Annotated in this window: 17 protein-coding genes and 1 pseudogene; 12 read left to right on the forward strand and 6 right to left on the reverse strand. The window is 40.2% G+C overall.

Annotated elements, in window-relative coordinates; genetic code table 11:
* Positions 1-8 precede the first annotated feature (8 nt).
* The 5 genes from JOC78_RS13390 to JOC78_RS13410 all read left to right on the forward strand — a co-directional run bounded on the left by JOC78_RS13390 (position 9) and on the right by JOC78_RS13410 (position 3,504).
* Positions 9-557, forward strand: a complete 549-nt coding sequence (locus tag JOC78_RS13390; protein WP_204556712.1) for a hypothetical protein — start codon at positions 9-11, stop codon at positions 555-557.
* Complete coding sequence (locus JOC78_RS13395) at positions 538-1,215, forward strand: ATP-binding cassette domain-containing protein (protein ID WP_338023209.1); 678 nt, start codon at positions 538-540, stop codon at positions 1,213-1,215. The genes JOC78_RS13390 and JOC78_RS13395 overlap by 20 nt, the downstream gene beginning before the upstream one ends.
* Before the next feature lie 579 nt (positions 1,216-1,794).
* On the forward strand, positions 1,795-2,232 hold the full coding sequence (locus tag JOC78_RS13400) for a MarR family winged helix-turn-helix transcriptional regulator (RefSeq protein WP_204556721.1): 438 nt from the start codon (positions 1,795-1,797) through the stop codon (positions 2,230-2,232).
* 50 nt (positions 2,233-2,282) lie between these two features.
* The gene (locus JOC78_RS13405; RefSeq protein WP_204556727.1) at positions 2,283-2,924 is read left to right on the forward strand and encodes an SDR family oxidoreductase; all 642 of its coding nucleotides are present in this window, start codon (positions 2,283-2,285) and stop codon (positions 2,922-2,924) included.
* 55 nt (positions 2,925-2,979) lie between these two features.
* A complete protein-coding gene (locus JOC78_RS13410) occupies positions 2,980-3,504 on the forward strand; it encodes an NAD(P)H-dependent oxidoreductase (RefSeq protein WP_204556728.1) in 525 nt (174 codons plus the stop codon).
* Positions 3,505-3,587: 83 nt separating this feature from the next.
* Here the strand turns inward: JOC78_RS13410 and JOC78_RS13415 are convergent, their stop codons facing one another.
* Positions 3,588-4,235, reverse strand: a complete 648-nt coding sequence (locus JOC78_RS13415; protein ID WP_204556729.1) for a M15 family metallopeptidase — start codon at positions 4,233-4,235, stop codon at positions 3,588-3,590.
* A 209-nt stretch (positions 4,236-4,444) separates the two neighbouring features.
* Between JOC78_RS13415 and JOC78_RS17495 the strand changes: the two genes are divergently transcribed.
* The 5 genes from JOC78_RS17495 (at position 4,445) to JOC78_RS13435 (ending at position 8,183) form a co-directional block, all read left to right on the forward strand.
* Positions 4,445-4,525 (forward strand): putative holin-like toxin, encoded by an 81-nt coding sequence (locus tag JOC78_RS17495; protein WP_275582035.1) that lies wholly within the window; start codon positions 4,445-4,447, stop codon positions 4,523-4,525.
* 290 nt (positions 4,526-4,815) lie between these two features.
* Complete coding sequence (locus JOC78_RS13420) at positions 4,816-5,832, forward strand: ABC transporter ATP-binding protein (RefSeq protein WP_204556733.1); 1,017 nt, start codon at positions 4,816-4,818, stop codon at positions 5,830-5,832.
* Entirely contained in the window at positions 5,825-6,616 is a 792-nt protein-coding gene (locus tag JOC78_RS13425; protein WP_204556734.1) for an ABC transporter permease, read from the forward strand. Before JOC78_RS13420 ends, JOC78_RS13425 begins: the two co-directional genes overlap by 8 nt.
* Positions 6,617-6,619: 3 nt before the next feature.
* A complete protein-coding gene (locus JOC78_RS13430; RefSeq protein ID WP_204556738.1) occupies positions 6,620-7,405 on the forward strand; it encodes an ABC transporter permease in 786 nt (261 codons plus the stop codon).
* A gap of 127 nt (positions 7,406-7,532) precedes the next feature.
* On the forward strand, positions 7,533-8,183 hold the full coding sequence (locus JOC78_RS13435) for a nitrous oxide reductase accessory protein NosL (RefSeq protein ID WP_204556739.1): 651 nt from the start codon (positions 7,533-7,535) through the stop codon (positions 8,181-8,183).
* 57 nt (positions 8,184-8,240) lie between these two features.
* Here JOC78_RS13435 and JOC78_RS13440 read toward each other — a convergent pair whose 3' ends face one another.
* The 5 genes from JOC78_RS13440 to JOC78_RS13460 form a co-directional block, all read right to left on the reverse strand.
* Positions 8,241-9,221 (reverse strand): multidrug resistance efflux transporter family protein, encoded by a 981-nt coding sequence (locus JOC78_RS13440; RefSeq protein WP_204556740.1) that lies wholly within the window; start codon positions 9,219-9,221, stop codon positions 8,241-8,243.
* A 109-nt stretch (positions 9,222-9,330) separates the two neighbouring features.
* Complete coding sequence (locus tag JOC78_RS13445; protein WP_204556741.1) at positions 9,331-10,041, reverse strand: ABC transporter ATP-binding protein; 711 nt, start codon at positions 10,039-10,041, stop codon at positions 9,331-9,333.
* Positions 10,038-10,850, reverse strand: a complete 813-nt coding sequence (locus JOC78_RS13450) for an ABC transporter permease (protein ID WP_204556743.1) — start codon at positions 10,848-10,850, stop codon at positions 10,038-10,040. Before JOC78_RS13450 ends, JOC78_RS13445 begins: the two co-directional genes overlap by 4 nt.
* Entirely contained in the window at positions 10,847-11,302 is a 456-nt protein-coding gene (locus JOC78_RS13455; protein ID WP_239587166.1) for a nitrous oxide reductase accessory protein NosL, read from the reverse strand. Before JOC78_RS13455 ends, JOC78_RS13450 begins: the two co-directional genes overlap by 4 nt.
* Positions 11,303-11,343: 41 nt before the next feature.
* Positions 11,344-12,657 (reverse strand): right-handed parallel beta-helix repeat-containing protein, encoded by a 1,314-nt coding sequence (locus tag JOC78_RS13460; RefSeq protein ID WP_204556744.1) that lies wholly within the window; start codon positions 12,655-12,657, stop codon positions 11,344-11,346.
* Between the two features lie 216 nt (positions 12,658-12,873).
* Between JOC78_RS13460 and JOC78_RS17885 the strand changes: the two are divergent.
* Both JOC78_RS17885 and JOC78_RS17890 read left to right on the forward strand, forming a co-directional pair.
* Positions 12,874-13,266 (forward strand): annotated as a pseudogene (locus tag JOC78_RS17885) (PAS domain-containing protein); the annotation flags it as partial.
* A 75-nt stretch (positions 13,267-13,341) separates the two neighbouring features.
* A complete protein-coding gene (locus JOC78_RS17890) occupies positions 13,342-13,773 on the forward strand; it encodes a methyl-accepting chemotaxis protein (RefSeq protein WP_420829941.1) in 432 nt (143 codons plus the stop codon).
* Positions 13,774-13,789 lie beyond the last annotated feature (16 nt).

A 13,789-nucleotide genomic window follows, 5' to 3' on the forward strand; every position in this document is an offset into this window, starting at 1 on the left:
TGGTCATCTTGCAAACAACATTTATCCGATCATTTTTAATACTTTTGCTTACTTTTACCATGTCAGCTTGTCAAAGTTCAGAAGAAGAAAGTGCGTCCTCTTCTCCAAAAGAGAAAAAGGGCAATCCTTCTCTCACTCAAACTAGCACGGATGAAATAGGTTTATATGGTGAAGTATCCGAAATAATCGGCAATGAAGTGACATTGAGATTAATAGAAAAGCCTGAAAAACCTGAAAGAAATGGAGAGAACAGTGCAAATAATGATGGTCGTAAAAGCGGTGCCGGGAGTCGTACTGGTGATGGCAGCAGTGGCGGCGTCATGAGAGAAAGAAAATATACAGGTGAAGAGGTAACCTTTATTATTCCAGTAGGTGCTCCGCTAGTAACTGTTATACGCGGGGAGGACGGCAGGGAAGAAAATGAAATCAGCTTAAATGAAGTGACATCGGGCAGCGTTCTATCTGTCTATTACCAGAAAGACAGCAAGACAATTGAAAAGATCAAAGTTCAAAAACCAAGGACAGGAGGCGGGCAAGGTGGCAGAGGCGCTAATTAGAATGAAGGATGTTTACAAGTCCTATGGCAGAGGAGAAAATAAAGTGAATGTCCTGAAGGGTGTTTCTATTTCGGTTGATGCGGGGGAGTTTGTTGCCATTCTCGGTCCATCCGGATCCGGAAAAACCACACTAATGAATCTTATTGGACTCATTGATTCCATGGATAGCGGGCACTATTTTTTAGATGAACTCGATATCCAAAAACAAACTGAAAAAAGCTATGCATCTATAAGAAATGAGAAAATTGGTTTCGTCTTTCAAAAATTCAACCTTATTTCTAAATATACTGCCTTGTACAATGTGGCTCTCCCGCTTTTGCTAAGAGGAGAAAGTTTTAAGAACGCTAGAGAGAAAGCAGCAAAGACGCTTGCAAGGGTAGGACTTGAAGACAGAATCAATCATCGCCCCAATCAGCTTTCAGGGGGACAACAGCAGCGGGTGGCGATCGCCCGTGCCCTCGTCGGAGACTGTCCTTTAATTCTTGCAGACGAACCAACAGGAGCCCTTGACCAAAAAACTGGCGCGGAAGTCCTTTCTTTTTTTCAGGAGCTAAATAATGAGGGGAAAACCATTGTCATGATTACTCATGATGAAAATATTGCAGCAAAAGCCAATAGAATGATCAGAGTAGAGGATGGACTAATCTATGAGAAATAATAGGTGAGTGATGAAAGTACCATTATAGTAGCTCTAATTAAAAACATTTTGAGTAATTAATCTTTGGATGCATGCTTAATAGCAAAAAATGATGTAAAACTGTATAATAAAATGGAGAGCAATTTAGGGGATGGGTTGTATTAAATGAAGATCTTAAAAATGGATTCTAAAGAATTTAAAAGAGTGCTCCACAATCTGCATTTAGAAAGTTTGAGTCTCTCTCCTGCAATGCAGCAAAAGGTACTTGATCTTGTGAACTCCAAAGCCTCTATCAGCCCTATGCTTATAAAGGATTTACTAATGCATGGGAAAGTATAACGAAAAAGATCTTAGAAATATATTTTAGCATTTACAGCCTTTTAAAAAAAGATTAATTATATTAGTGAAAAAGCATCAAGCAACTCTTAAGCTGCTTGATGCTTTTTTATTTATATGTCTCTAATCTGTCGGTACTTGGAATAAAAAAGAGCGGTGACGATGGAAGATATAAGTTTCACGTTTAGGATAAACACGATCTTGTTGACTTCCACCTCAATACGTGATAATTTGTATATGCAAATGAATTAAAGGACTGATGATATGAATAATGAAGAAGAACAAATATTAACCCATTGTCTTTATTTTACAGCCAGCCGGTTTGCCCGTAATATCACAAAGTTGGCTGAGCAGACATTTAATGCTGGTGATATTGCCCCTTCTTATCTTTACATGATCATGATTGTAAAGTTTCATCCTGGAATTACACAGAAAGAATTATGTCACAAGCTATCGATTGCGCCTTCTACAAGTACCAGATTTATTGATAAGCTTGAAAAATTAAAACTAGTGACTAGAAAAGCGGATGGAAAGCAGACACTTATTTCTTTAACAGAAGAAGGAGAAGAAGTCTATCATCAATTTCGTGTATCTTTAAAAGAATTATACTCGAATTATTCTAAAGTGCTGGGAAGCGAATTCAGCAGTGACTTAAGTAAAATGCTTCACGAAGCCAGCAATAAGCTAGAAAGAGAATCGTAATTTTTTTACACCTTCATTTGCATATACAAATATAGAGGAGGTTTTTTATAATGTCAGAAAAAATAGTACTAATTGTTGGTGCGGGTCCAGGAATTAGCTTACATACAGCAAGAAAATTTGGAAAAGAAGGCTTTAAAGTAGCGATGATTTCTCGCAGTAAAGAGTCCTTGGCGAAATATGAAAATGAACTGCAAAACGAAGGGATCGAAGCGAAAGGATTTCCAGGGGATGTCTCTTCAGAAGAATCATTAACAACAGCTATTGATCAGGTGATCAAAACTTACGGAAAAATTGATGTCCTATTATATAATGCAGCTTCAGGAAAACCGGGAAAACCAACCATGCTAAGCGCAGATCAATTAGTGGAAGACTTTAAAATCAGCGTAGCTGGAGCTTTAACTAGCGTAAAATCAGTGGTTTCTCACATGGAAAACGGGGCCATTTTGTTAACAGGCGGCGGATTAGCGCTTACTCCATATGCAGACTATTCTTCATTAGCCATTGGAAAAGCAGGTATTCGTAACATAGCCTATAGCTTGAATCAAGAGCTAAGTGAACGAGGCATTTATGTTGGAACTTTAACGATTAAAGGCTTTGTGGAAGAAGGCACTTATTTTTCCCCGGAAAATATTGCAGAAACTTTCTATCACATGTATGAAAACCGAAAAGACGCAGAAGTTATTTTTGAATAGGAGTAAAAATTTTTAAACTTAAATTTGCATATACAAATGTATAAGGAGCGAAATGATGAAAACATTAGTTATTATTGCACACCCAAATTTAACAACTTCAGTCATTAACAAGGCGTGGAAGGAGCGATTAATCCTAGAGGATGGAATCACTGTACATGATTTATATGAGAAATATCCCGATGGAGCCAATGATGTGGCCTATGAACAGCAATTGCTTTTGGATCACGACCGGATTGTGTTTCAGTTTCCATTTTACTGGTACTCAAGTCCAGCCTTGTTAAAGGAGTGGCAGGACACAGTTCTTACTTATGGATGGGCTTACGGATCGGAAGGAACAAAATTGCACGGCAAAGAATTTATGCTGGCTATTTCAACGGGCGGACCCGCGGAAGCTTACCAAGCTGGCGGATACAATCAATACAGCATGAGTGAATTAACGAAACCATTTCAAGCAACAGCTAACTTAACCGGAATGCGGTTCTTACCCGCTTTTACGAAGCAGGGTGTACGATTCTTAACGGATGAACAAGTCCATGAAAGTGCCGAAGAGTTGGTACGTCATCTGAAACAAACTTATTAAGCGGTTAAATAAGATACCCTAAGATTAGATGAAGATAATGAATAAGCCAGAGATATCGTCCTCTCTGGCTTGTTTAACATATTCTATTTAAACGCCTCAAGCGGCACATCTAACAACGGATACTTCGCCCAATTGGTATCTTCATAATGCCACCATTCACTATTAATCGTTTTGAAGCCATGCTTTTTCATGACATGCGTGAGGTAATTTAAGTTGATTCTGGCCCGTTGATTCATTGTCTTGCTGTTTCTGGATGCAGCGGGTGTAAAGTGATCGAAACCGGTTGGCATGATGACTTCCTTTCGGTTTTGATCAACGAGCGTAATGTCTACAGCTGCTCCGCGGTTATGCTTAGATCCTTTGTTTGGGTCTGCTACATATCGCTTGTCAGGTGAGGCATTCCATAGCACTCTTTGAGCAGAAAACGGACGGTAGCCATCCCAAATTTTGACACGGTAGCCTCTTTTCTTCACCTCTTGATTGACTTTTGCTAATTTGTAGGCAGTTTCTTTTCGCAGGAGAGGAATGGCGGCAGGATAGATTTTTTTCTTAGTGAAATTATTCGTTGTTGCATACCGCAAATCAATAACGATCCATGGGTCTACTTTGCGAATATCGACTAAATGACTTTTGGAGGGGTCTTTTTGATAGGCAAAAGCTTGATGGGTATTCATAGAGAAAAATATGATCAACATACATAGACTGACTGATATAGAGACAAGAATTTTCATAGAGAATTTCCTCCTTTTCAAAAATATTCTGTCTTTTCATTATGTAAAATGTTGAATTGAAAGTAAAGGAAAATGCATGAAAGATATGAACAAAAAGGGAACAAATGTGCGTATTTTGTGTTATAATTAAGAGACAATAAAAGGTTTCTCAAGGGTGGTCGGCGCTTTGTACTCCTCTACATTTGAAAAGAGGAGGGAGGTGCTGCCGTATGACAGTCTATGAAGCTCTTACATTAATGATCTCGTTTGCGGGATTGGTTGTGTTCATTCTGTCCATAAAAAAAGACTAAAACCGCCCTTGAGTTTAGCGAGCTCGGGCGGTTTTAATCTGTCTGTGCGCTGATCCCTTAGAGGGAACCTGCTATTGTCTGCCGTTTCGATGTCTCCAGCATCGAAATGGCTTTTTTATTCTTATGCTTATTTTACTACATTATACTGAAGAGAGAAAGTGTTGACTACTAGATAACTGCTAACGGGAAGAAATTTTGATCATTCTAGTCGAAACCAGACTGAATCATTGTTTCTTTTTGTCCTGTTAGGTACACTAGGAAAGGTGCAAAAGAAAGAGGAGTCGTTTGTAATGGAAAATATGATAGAAGTAAAAGATTTACGCAAAGAATTTAAGTCTCATTCAAGCCGAAGCGGGCTGATGGGCGCTTTTCGGGATTTATTAACCCGGAATTATCAAATCATTCCGGCGGTGAACGATATTTCTTTTAATGTAAAAAAAGGAGAAATGGTCGGTTACATTGGAGAAAATGGTGCGGGGAAATCAACTAGCATAAAAATGCTGACAGGGATTCTTACGCCTACATCCGGAATTGTCAGGGTCAACGGGATGAACCCTCATAAAGAAAGGGAAGCGTTTGTCCGCTCCATTGGCGTCGTGTTTGGCCAAAGGTCGCAGCTCTGGTGGGACATAGCTGTACAGGAGTCATTCCGGCTGTTGAAAAAAGTGTACAATGTACCAGATCATGTGTACAACGAGCATATGAACCATGTCATTGAGTCATTGGATATTGGGCCATTATTAGACAAGCCTGTTCGTAAGCTGTCTTTAGGACAAAGGATGAGATGTGAACTGGCGGCCGCTCTGTTACACAATCCGTCTATGCTGTTTTTAGATGAGCCAACGATCGGATTAGATGTGCTAGTAAAGCTGAAAATCCGAAACTTTCTTAAAGAAATGAACGAGAAATATCAGACGACGGTTTTGCTGACGACGCATGATTTATCTGATATTGAAGCGTTGTGTGAGCGGGTCGTGATGCTTGATGAAGGAAAAATCATTTATGACGGGAAACTGTCCAAGCTAAGGTCCAATTGGGGAGAAGGAAAACAGATCGAATTTCAGTTTGCTGAGATGGATGTGACAAAGGACAAGCTGAATTCATTGGTTCAAGGGGTAGAAGCGGTTTGGTCCCCAGGAGATCGTAAAAACGTCTGGGTAGCCAATGTATTAAACAGTGAAGAAGTGATTTCCGAGGTGATCGGCCGAGTCGTCGCTTCATATAAAATCACCGACTTAAAAGTTCATGAAATTTCCATTGAAGATATCATCCGAAATATTTATGAAGAAGGCGTTATCCATGGGTAAGTATATTGAAATGATTCGCATTCGTTTTTTGATGATGCTTGCCTACCGGACGAATTACTATAGCGGCATTCTTATTTACAGCATCAATATCGGAGCCTATTACTTTTTGTGGAATGCGATATATGGAGACAAACAATATATTGAAGGCATGACCGTTCTTCAGATGACGTCTTATGTGGCGATTGCATGGATGGCACGAGCATTTTATTTTAATAATATCGACAGAGAAATTGCTCAAGAAATTAAAGAGGGCAAGGTTGCTGTTGAATTTATTCGTCCTTATAATTATTTGATGATGAAAACGATGCAAGGATTAGGAGAAGGTATTTTCCGGTTAAGTTTCTTTTCCATTCCAGGCATGGTCATTGTCGCTCTGATCTTTAACATTACGTTTTCTGCTGATGTGAATGTTTGGGCCATGTTTGCCGTTTCGCTAATGTTCAGTTTCTTCATTAATATACAAATTAACTTGCTGACGGGTATTTTAACCTTTTTCTTTTTTAACAATGCAGGGCTGATCCGGGCTAAACGAGTGGTCATTGACTTATTCTCAGGACTCTTGCTGCCGATTAGTTTTTATCCTGGTTGGGCGCAGCGGATCATGGAGTTTCTGCCCTTTCAAGGGATCAGCTATATTCCAAGCATGATCTTCACCGAAAGCTTTACAGGCGCTCAAATAGGGGAAGCGATTCTGTCTCAAATCATCTGGGTACTCGTCCTGATTATACCTATACAAATTCTATGGCTGATCGCAAGAAAACAGCTAGTTGTGCAGGGGGGATAACAGATGGCTTACGTATCAATCTTTTTTCAATATGTTTCTCAGTATTTAAAGACTCGTTTAACCTACCGAGTCGATTTAGTGATTGAAATTCTATCGGACTTGTTGTTCCAAGCAGTTAATTTAGTATTCATATTGGTTGTCTTTAACCACACTGAATTTATAAAAGGCTGGACACAGAACGAAATTATCTTTATTTATGGATTCTTTCTTGTTCCTTATGCGATCTTTGGCGCTTTCTTTAATATTTGGGATTTCAATGAACGTTATATTGTCAAAGGAGAAATGGACCGGATATTAACACGTCCGATTCACAGTCTTTTTCAAATTATTTTAGAGCGAATGGAGCTTGAATCGCTGTTTGGAGCCATCACTGGACTTAGCATTATGATCTATGCGGGTCTTAAGCTAGATTTAAGTTTCTCCTGGTATGACCCATTTATATTAGTCGCATTAGTACTCGGTGGCGCTTTTGTCTATGCGGCCATTTTCGTTTTAATTGCCAGCATCAGTTTTTGGTCGGACAGCCCGACAAGCATTATGCCGATGATGTACAATATCGGAAATTACGGCCGGTATCCGGTTGATATTTATAATAAAGTCATCCGTTTTGTACTGACATGGATTTTGCCGTTTGCCTTTGTTGGCGTCTATCCTGCCGCTTACTTTCTTGGGAGAGAAGAGTGGTATATGTATGCGTTTATGACGCCTGTGATGGGTATAGTGTTTTTCGGATTTTCCGTTTTTATGTGGAATATCGGAGTGACTAAATATCGTGGAGCAGGCAACTGATTTTTTTGAACTCAGCTAACAGATAGCTGAGTTCTTATTTTTTATAATCAGACGAAAAGACTTCATTCTTTTCTCACATTTATCTTTTAATATGAGGATATATAAATGAGAGGGGAATATAAACAGCATGAAAAAGATTCTTTTCGTAAGCGCTGCATTATCTGCAGCTATTATTTTAGGCGGGTGTACAGAGGAAGAAAAAGCAGACAAGAAACCTGAAACAGAAGTAAAAGCTGAAATGGAAGAAAAAGCTGAAATGGAAGAAAAAGAAAAAGTGGCACACGATCATGGTGATCATAATGGGGAGCTAGACGAACATACTACTTGTGCTTTTTGCAATATGAAGGTCTATACAAAGAGCGAGGATATGGGCAAATTCACAGCGAAGATGGTTAATGATAAAGGCGAAACCTTATTCTTTGATGATATCGGCTGTTTATTCAATTATGAACGCGACACGAAAGACCAAGCGAAAGAGCGCTATGTACGTGACTATGACAGCTTGGAATGGGTGAAGCTTGAAGAAGCAGAAATAGTAAAATCAGATATGAAAACGCCGATGAATTATGGCTATGCTTTCTTTAAAGATGCGGATGGCGAGAAGAAGTTTATTGATTTAAACGAACATTCTCACGAAGCGGAAGTCAGTGAGATCGACCGAGTCGCATTAGAGCGCTATATGAAAAAGAAGCAAATGCAGGAACAAGGCAAAGAGATGCCGCACAATGAGCAGATGAAGGAAGAAGATATGGAAAAGAAAGAAGGGCATATGCAATAATTTCACTGAAAAACGGTTCGGCTTAATGGCCAAACCGTTTTTCGTGATTTTCAAAGCTTATATTTTCAATTCCTGCGTGCTAACCTGTGGCTGATTTGCAGGTTTCTTTTTTGAATTGAAACTATGAAGGATCATGCCCACAATAACAATCGCTAGCCCTAAAAGGGAGATGCCGGTGGGCAGCGGAGAAGATAACAAGAAAAACTCACCTAAAATAACAAATAGAACTTGTGTGGACTGCGTCGCTTCAACAGCTGCTAATCGCTCTTTCTGCTGGCGCACTCTGTTCGTCGCTATAAAAAACAATGTCGTGGCAATGACGCCTGAACAGATCGCAACGATGAAAGATTGAAGGATCTGATCTGATGCGGGAGCACCCTCTTTAAAAAAAGCAATCCCGCTTAAGGTGAGCCAGGAGGGGAGGCTTGCCAGCGTCATCCCAAATACACGCTGAAGAGTATCTAAATCTTCATTGCACACTTCCATCATTTTGCGGTTGCCCAGCGGATAGGCGAAAGCCGCAATGACGACCGGCAACACACTGGCAAGCAGCAGCTGAATGGTCAATTCTTGTGCCTCCTGCCATTGAATGAGTACGACTCCGATAAAAATAAGAAACGAGAAAAATAAGGCCTTTATCGAAACTTGCTGTCTCACTTCTGCAAGTCCGTTTTTTGTTTGAATCGTTTCATAAAATAATGGACCCAATAATACGCCGGCAACAATCGTCAACTGCCATGTGCTGGCGATTAACCAGCCAGGACCGTATGCCGCTGCAAAAGTTAAAGGAGCATAAAATAACACAAAACCGACAAAACTCCAGCCGAACCATTGAATAGGCTGTTTAGCTATGGCCTTGATCACGGGCATGGTTCTTCTTCTTAATAGCAGGATAAGAAACAGTGGAGGAAGCATAAAGAAAAAACGTAATGAAGAACTCCACATCCAGCTGCCGCCTGATAACTCCATCGAACGATTTAAAATAAATGTGACCGCAAAAAACATTGAAGCTAAAATACCAATCAATATTTCTTTCACAGCCCCACCTCCCAAAATTTACTGTTTTATATTATAACCATTACTGTACCATGAAACTGTTCGCTTTTATGAGAAAATTTAAAAAAGGATGAAATAAAAAGAAAACGGCTCAATGAAGAACCGCTTTCTTTTCGTATTCGGAGAATAAGGCAGCGTCAAGTGAAGAATGACTCTTTAACAAATCCTCAACCGGGCTTTGTACAAGCAACTGCCCATTTTGCAAAAAGGCAAGCGTATCCGCTATTTCTTCTACTAAAGATAAAATATGTGTAGTGAACAGCACAGTACGGCCTAATGCTTTTTCTTCAAGGATCATCTCTTTCATTCTGTGCACCCAAAAGGGGTCAAGGCCGTTGGTTGGTTCATCGAGAACTAAGATAGGAGCATCACTCAGCAAGCTTTGCGCAAACGAAAGCCGCTGCTGCATTCCTTTAGAGTAGGTCTTCACTTTTCGATCCGCGTCTTCGGTCAGCCCAACCCGTTCTAATAATTTTGCTGCACGCTGTATAGGAAGCTTTTGCAGCTTAGCAAAAAACTCAAGTGTTTCCCGTCCGCTTGCATGGGGGAGAAATGAGAGATCATCTGGCATAAAAGCGAATTGTCTTTTAAAATCTAATGTTCGGTTCACTGGCTCTCCATTCAATGTAATCGCGCCGGAATCGGGCGTGTAAATTCCAGTCAGCATCTTAAGCAAGGTACTTTTGCCCGCGCCGTTGCCTCCACATAGAGCAAAACATTCTCCAGCTTTTACTTCAAAGGACAATTCTTGAATCACTTCTTTGTTCTTAAACTGTTTTCTAACCATCTTAAATTGAATCATAGATTTCTCCCTCTCTTAAGCTTAGTATTGGCTATAAATATAGGGATGATCGTCCATGCCAAGCACGAAGCAGCAAACATCATAGTACCGGCTGAGCTTTCTGCCCAAATGGTGAAATCATAGATCGATGGTCCAAAGATTGTGCCGCTTCCAAGAAAAATAATGGTAAAGACGCGAATCAATTCAACGGGATTCAAAAACACTGATAGGCTCAAAATCCCTAATGTCCATGCAGGAGGGGTAACTGTGACCAATCCCATGATGATAAATTCATAAAATAACACAAAGAATGCCCATGTAAATATCGCCGAACCCAATGCCATTAAACGGCTAGACACCAAAGAGCCAATAAAGAGGGCAATGGACAAATACATCATCATTAATAGCAAAGACAGCCCTAAAAATAAGGCAAGCATGGAAAAAGAGGTTTCACCTATTGCACTTAATAATATATAAGAAAAGCCATAACCAATCAGCAAAACGGAGGCGAGAGACAGAAAAAGGCCGATAAACTTGCCTGCCATGACAGATAAAGACGAAATCGGATAGGTCATGAACAAGGCTAGGCGCCCATCCTCCTTTTCACCGGAAAATAATAGTCCGCCAATTAATAAAGTTAAGAGCGGAATAAGAAATAATGACAAGTTCAATAAACTGGCTGTCGTCCGGTTGAAACCGGCGAATTCATTTTGGCTGCCAAAAAAGAGAATAATAAAGGCGAGTAAAGTAAATAAAAGGGCAAAGCTGAAAAGCCATTTACTTCTCATGGCCATTCTCCATTCTTCACGGGCAATTGTCCAGGCGGTCATTTTACAGCCTCCCAGGAGTGATTCCATAAGTCTTCATAAGAAAGAAGTTCGCCAGAAGGATGTTTATTTAGGTAGGCCTCAGCTTGTTTATCACTTGAAAAAGAGAGAACACCAAAGGACATTGGAGTCCACGATTCTGGGTCATAAACAAATGAGCCTTGATTCAGAACGGCCCATTCTCCAGCGTTTGTATCACGGATAAATGATTCGCCAATGTCATCTTTGCTGGCTTCTTCTAGAAATTCCACCATACACCCAATGTCATCGAATGTATGTACATGACCATCCTTCATGATTGTTTCCGCAGCAAATTGAGGTTCAGTAATGCTCATATTGCACACTTCACACACGTCAATGTCCGGGTTGATTTCTACAGGCTCATAACTGGCTTCTTTCCCGCAGCCGACAAGCACCCATATAGATAAGGCTGGTAAAATCATTCGTTTTATCATGACAATTCTCTCCTTTTTCCTCTCGATCAATGCTCAATTAATTATAGGTTTTTAGATAAGCGTGCTTTTCTGACCCATCTAAAAAATAAAATGGTGATGATCAATAAGATAGGGCTAAAGATTAGCGGGTGGCTTGTTTGCCGCTCTTGAGCAATAGGGAACTGATCTATTCCGCTCGCCCCGCTACTGATGGGAAACATTTTTTCCACGGACTGCCACAAGACCATGGCTGGGCTTTCAAAGAAAAATTGCATAGGCGGCTGTTTATTTATGAGCTCGCTGAAACCTGAACTCGATTGGTAAGGCACGTCACCAATTCCATCGCCAGTTACATCATAAGACCGATAATCATCCCAGTGGTTTCCGGTTCTGCCACTATCTAAACGAAACCTGTCACGTTCTACTTGTGTCTGAACAATGTTTCCAGCAAATTCATTGTTTGATAGTGAAACATCTGTCGTTTGTTTATCCGCCTGAAAAGCGACTGTATTCCCATTAAATTGATTGGAGGTGACCGTCACATTTTCTGTTTTTTGCAAAGAGAGGCCAGTGCGGTTATAGGTGATTTCGTTTTGATCAAAATCTATGTCCTGGCTGTTGTAAATGAGTGCCCCGTAGCCTCTGAAATTGGTGTGTTTTTCAAGCTTATTGCGATGAATAGTTAAATCCGACGATTCCATGATCATAAACCCGTTAATATTTGAACGAAATGTATTATATCCAGCCTCGTTTGTTTTTGAGTACATGAAATGCATGGCGTATCGTGAGTTCGCGACTTGGTTTTTTAAAAATTGATTGCTGTTGGATTCATCGACATAAATTCCATCTTGTACGTTAGTTAAACGATTGTTTGAAATGTTGTTTTGATCAGTGGCTAATAAATAGATCCCATTGCCTCGTTTAGAGAAATGCTCATCACGCCCATGAATCGAATTATGCTGGATGCTATGGCGGCCGCCGCCTTTTATGAAAATACCTGTATGATTTTCTTTTAAAATATTTTGATATAGTTTAACGTTCCGAGCGGAATCAACGAGAATAGCAGCATCACGGCTGGCAAGTCCGGAATTTTTAATTTCGATTCCCTGAACTATGACATCATTTGAGTAAATAGAGAGAACATGGCCGGATTTATTACCGACAATCACAGCCCCTTTTTTTCCTTTAAGCGTTACCGGATGATGTATAGAAACAGAACCGTTATACAGTCCAGGGTGCAGATTAATTTCCGCATAGGGAGGGGCGTGGTCTAATACTTTTTGTAAAGATTCGCCTGGGTGGAGATCCATGCTTTCCGCCTGAACCGGCAATGGAAGAATCGCAAGCAATAGTAATAAGAAGAAACATCTTTTCATACGTTCACAACCTCTCTCCTTTGTTTATATAAAAGAAATGTGAAGAAAGTAAGAAGTCCGTGTGAAAAAAGTCTGTCAGTTTGCCAATGATCCAGCCAGATTACGGATGCGAAGGATGTCCAGCCTATTTAAATTAATGATTTTGAACTTTCTATAGTACAATGTGAAAACAGAGAACAAATGATAGGGCGAAGAATGAAGAGGGGGGATATGGCTATGAAACAAATAGCGGGCAATCGGTTAAGTACACAAGTACTCGATCAAGATGCGGTATTAGGAGCGATTGAAGGGTCATTAGCGATGATCGAATTTAATCTAGAAGGCAAGGTATTATGGGCCAATCAGAACTTTGCAGAAGCGTTAGGTTACTCAGTTGATGAAATCAAGAGTATGATGCACCGGCAATTTTGCCCTTCTCACTTTTCGAACAGCCCTGAATATAAGGAATTGTGGGCCAATCTGGCAAGAGGAAAAAGTTTTCAATCCAAGATTCAGCGTGTCAAAAAGGACGGAAGCTTACTTTGGCTTGAAGCGACGTATACTCCGGTTTTCAACCACCGACGGCAAGTAGAAGCGGTAGTGAAAATAGCAACGGATATTACCGAACGAGAGAAAAATGTTAATGAGGTGGCTACTGAACTCCTTGACATGTCCGAGAAATTAAAAAACCGAGCGGAAAATGGAATGGAAAGTATTCAAAATGTGGTTTCTAATACAGAGCAGCTGGCGAAGAACCTTCAATCCGTCGAAACATTTAATGAACAAAACGAATCGATTCGGCAGACAGTAAAAACGATTTTAGATGTAGCCGCTCAAACCAACATTTTAGCACTAAACGCAGCCATTGAGTCAGCGCGTGCAGGCGAGCATGGAAGAGGATTCAGTGTAGTAGCAGAAGAAGTGAGGAAGCTTGCCAATCGGGTGCAAACAGCGATTAAAGATATAAATCAGAATGTTGAAAAAATGACGGCAGAAGTGAGTAAGATCAAACATTCACATACAGATATAAAGCAAAGCGAAATTCTTATTCAACAGGTGGTAGAAGAGTTTAAAGGCATGAGCAAGGACTCTGCTCACCTAAGCGTGCAAGCTAAATCCTTCCGCGAGATCTTATAAACCAAACCGATAGGCT

The sequence above is a fragment of the Bacillus ectoiniformans genome (assembly GCF_016908875.1).
Classification (GTDB): domain Bacteria; phylum Bacillota; class Bacilli; order Bacillales; family Domibacillaceae; genus Bacillus_BX; species Bacillus_BX ectoiniformans.

What these genes read in the sequence shown, in the direction of transcription:
- JOC78_RS13455 (WP_239587166.1), bottom strand. Translation starts at nt 11,302, where the DNA reads ATGATAAAACGAATGATTTTACCAGCCTTATCTATATGGGTGCTTGTC.
- JOC78_RS13450 (WP_204556743.1), bottom strand. Translation starts at nt 10,850, where the DNA reads ATGACCGCCTGGACAATTGCCCGTGAAGAATGGAGAATGGCCATGAGA.
- JOC78_RS17890 (WP_420829941.1), top strand. Translation starts at nt 13,342, where the DNA reads ATGGAAAGTATTCAAAATGTGGTTTCTAATACAGAGCAGCTGGCGAAG.
- JOC78_RS13435 (WP_204556739.1), top strand. Translation starts at nt 7,533, where the DNA reads ATGAAAAAGATTCTTTTCGTAAGCGCTGCATTATCTGCAGCTATTATT.
- JOC78_RS13445 (WP_204556741.1), bottom strand. Translation starts at nt 10,041, where the DNA reads ATGATTCAATTTAAGATGGTTAGAAAACAGTTTAAGAACAAAGAAGTG.
- JOC78_RS13430 (WP_204556738.1), top strand. Translation starts at nt 6,620, where the DNA reads ATGGCTTACGTATCAATCTTTTTTCAATATGTTTCTCAGTATTTAAAG.
- JOC78_RS13405 (WP_204556727.1), top strand. Translation starts at nt 2,283, where the DNA reads ATGTCAGAAAAAATAGTACTAATTGTTGGTGCGGGTCCAGGAATTAGC.
- JOC78_RS13460 (WP_204556744.1), bottom strand. Translation starts at nt 12,657, where the DNA reads ATGAAAAGATGTTTCTTCTTATTACTATTGCTTGCGATTCTTCCATTG.
- JOC78_RS13415 (WP_204556729.1), bottom strand. Translation starts at nt 4,235, where the DNA reads ATGAAAATTCTTGTCTCTATATCAGTCAGTCTATGTATGTTGATCATA.
- JOC78_RS17495 (WP_275582035.1), top strand. Translation starts at nt 4,445, where the DNA reads ATGACAGTCTATGAAGCTCTTACATTAATGATCTCGTTTGCGGGATTG.
- JOC78_RS13425 (WP_204556734.1), top strand. Translation starts at nt 5,825, where the DNA reads ATGGGTAAGTATATTGAAATGATTCGCATTCGTTTTTTGATGATGCTT.
- JOC78_RS13410 (WP_204556728.1), top strand. Translation starts at nt 2,980, where the DNA reads ATGAAAACATTAGTTATTATTGCACACCCAAATTTAACAACTTCAGTC.
- JOC78_RS13420 (WP_204556733.1), top strand. Translation starts at nt 4,816, where the DNA reads ATGGAAAATATGATAGAAGTAAAAGATTTACGCAAAGAATTTAAGTCT.
- JOC78_RS13400 (WP_204556721.1), top strand. Translation starts at nt 1,795, where the DNA reads ATGAATAATGAAGAAGAACAAATATTAACCCATTGTCTTTATTTTACA.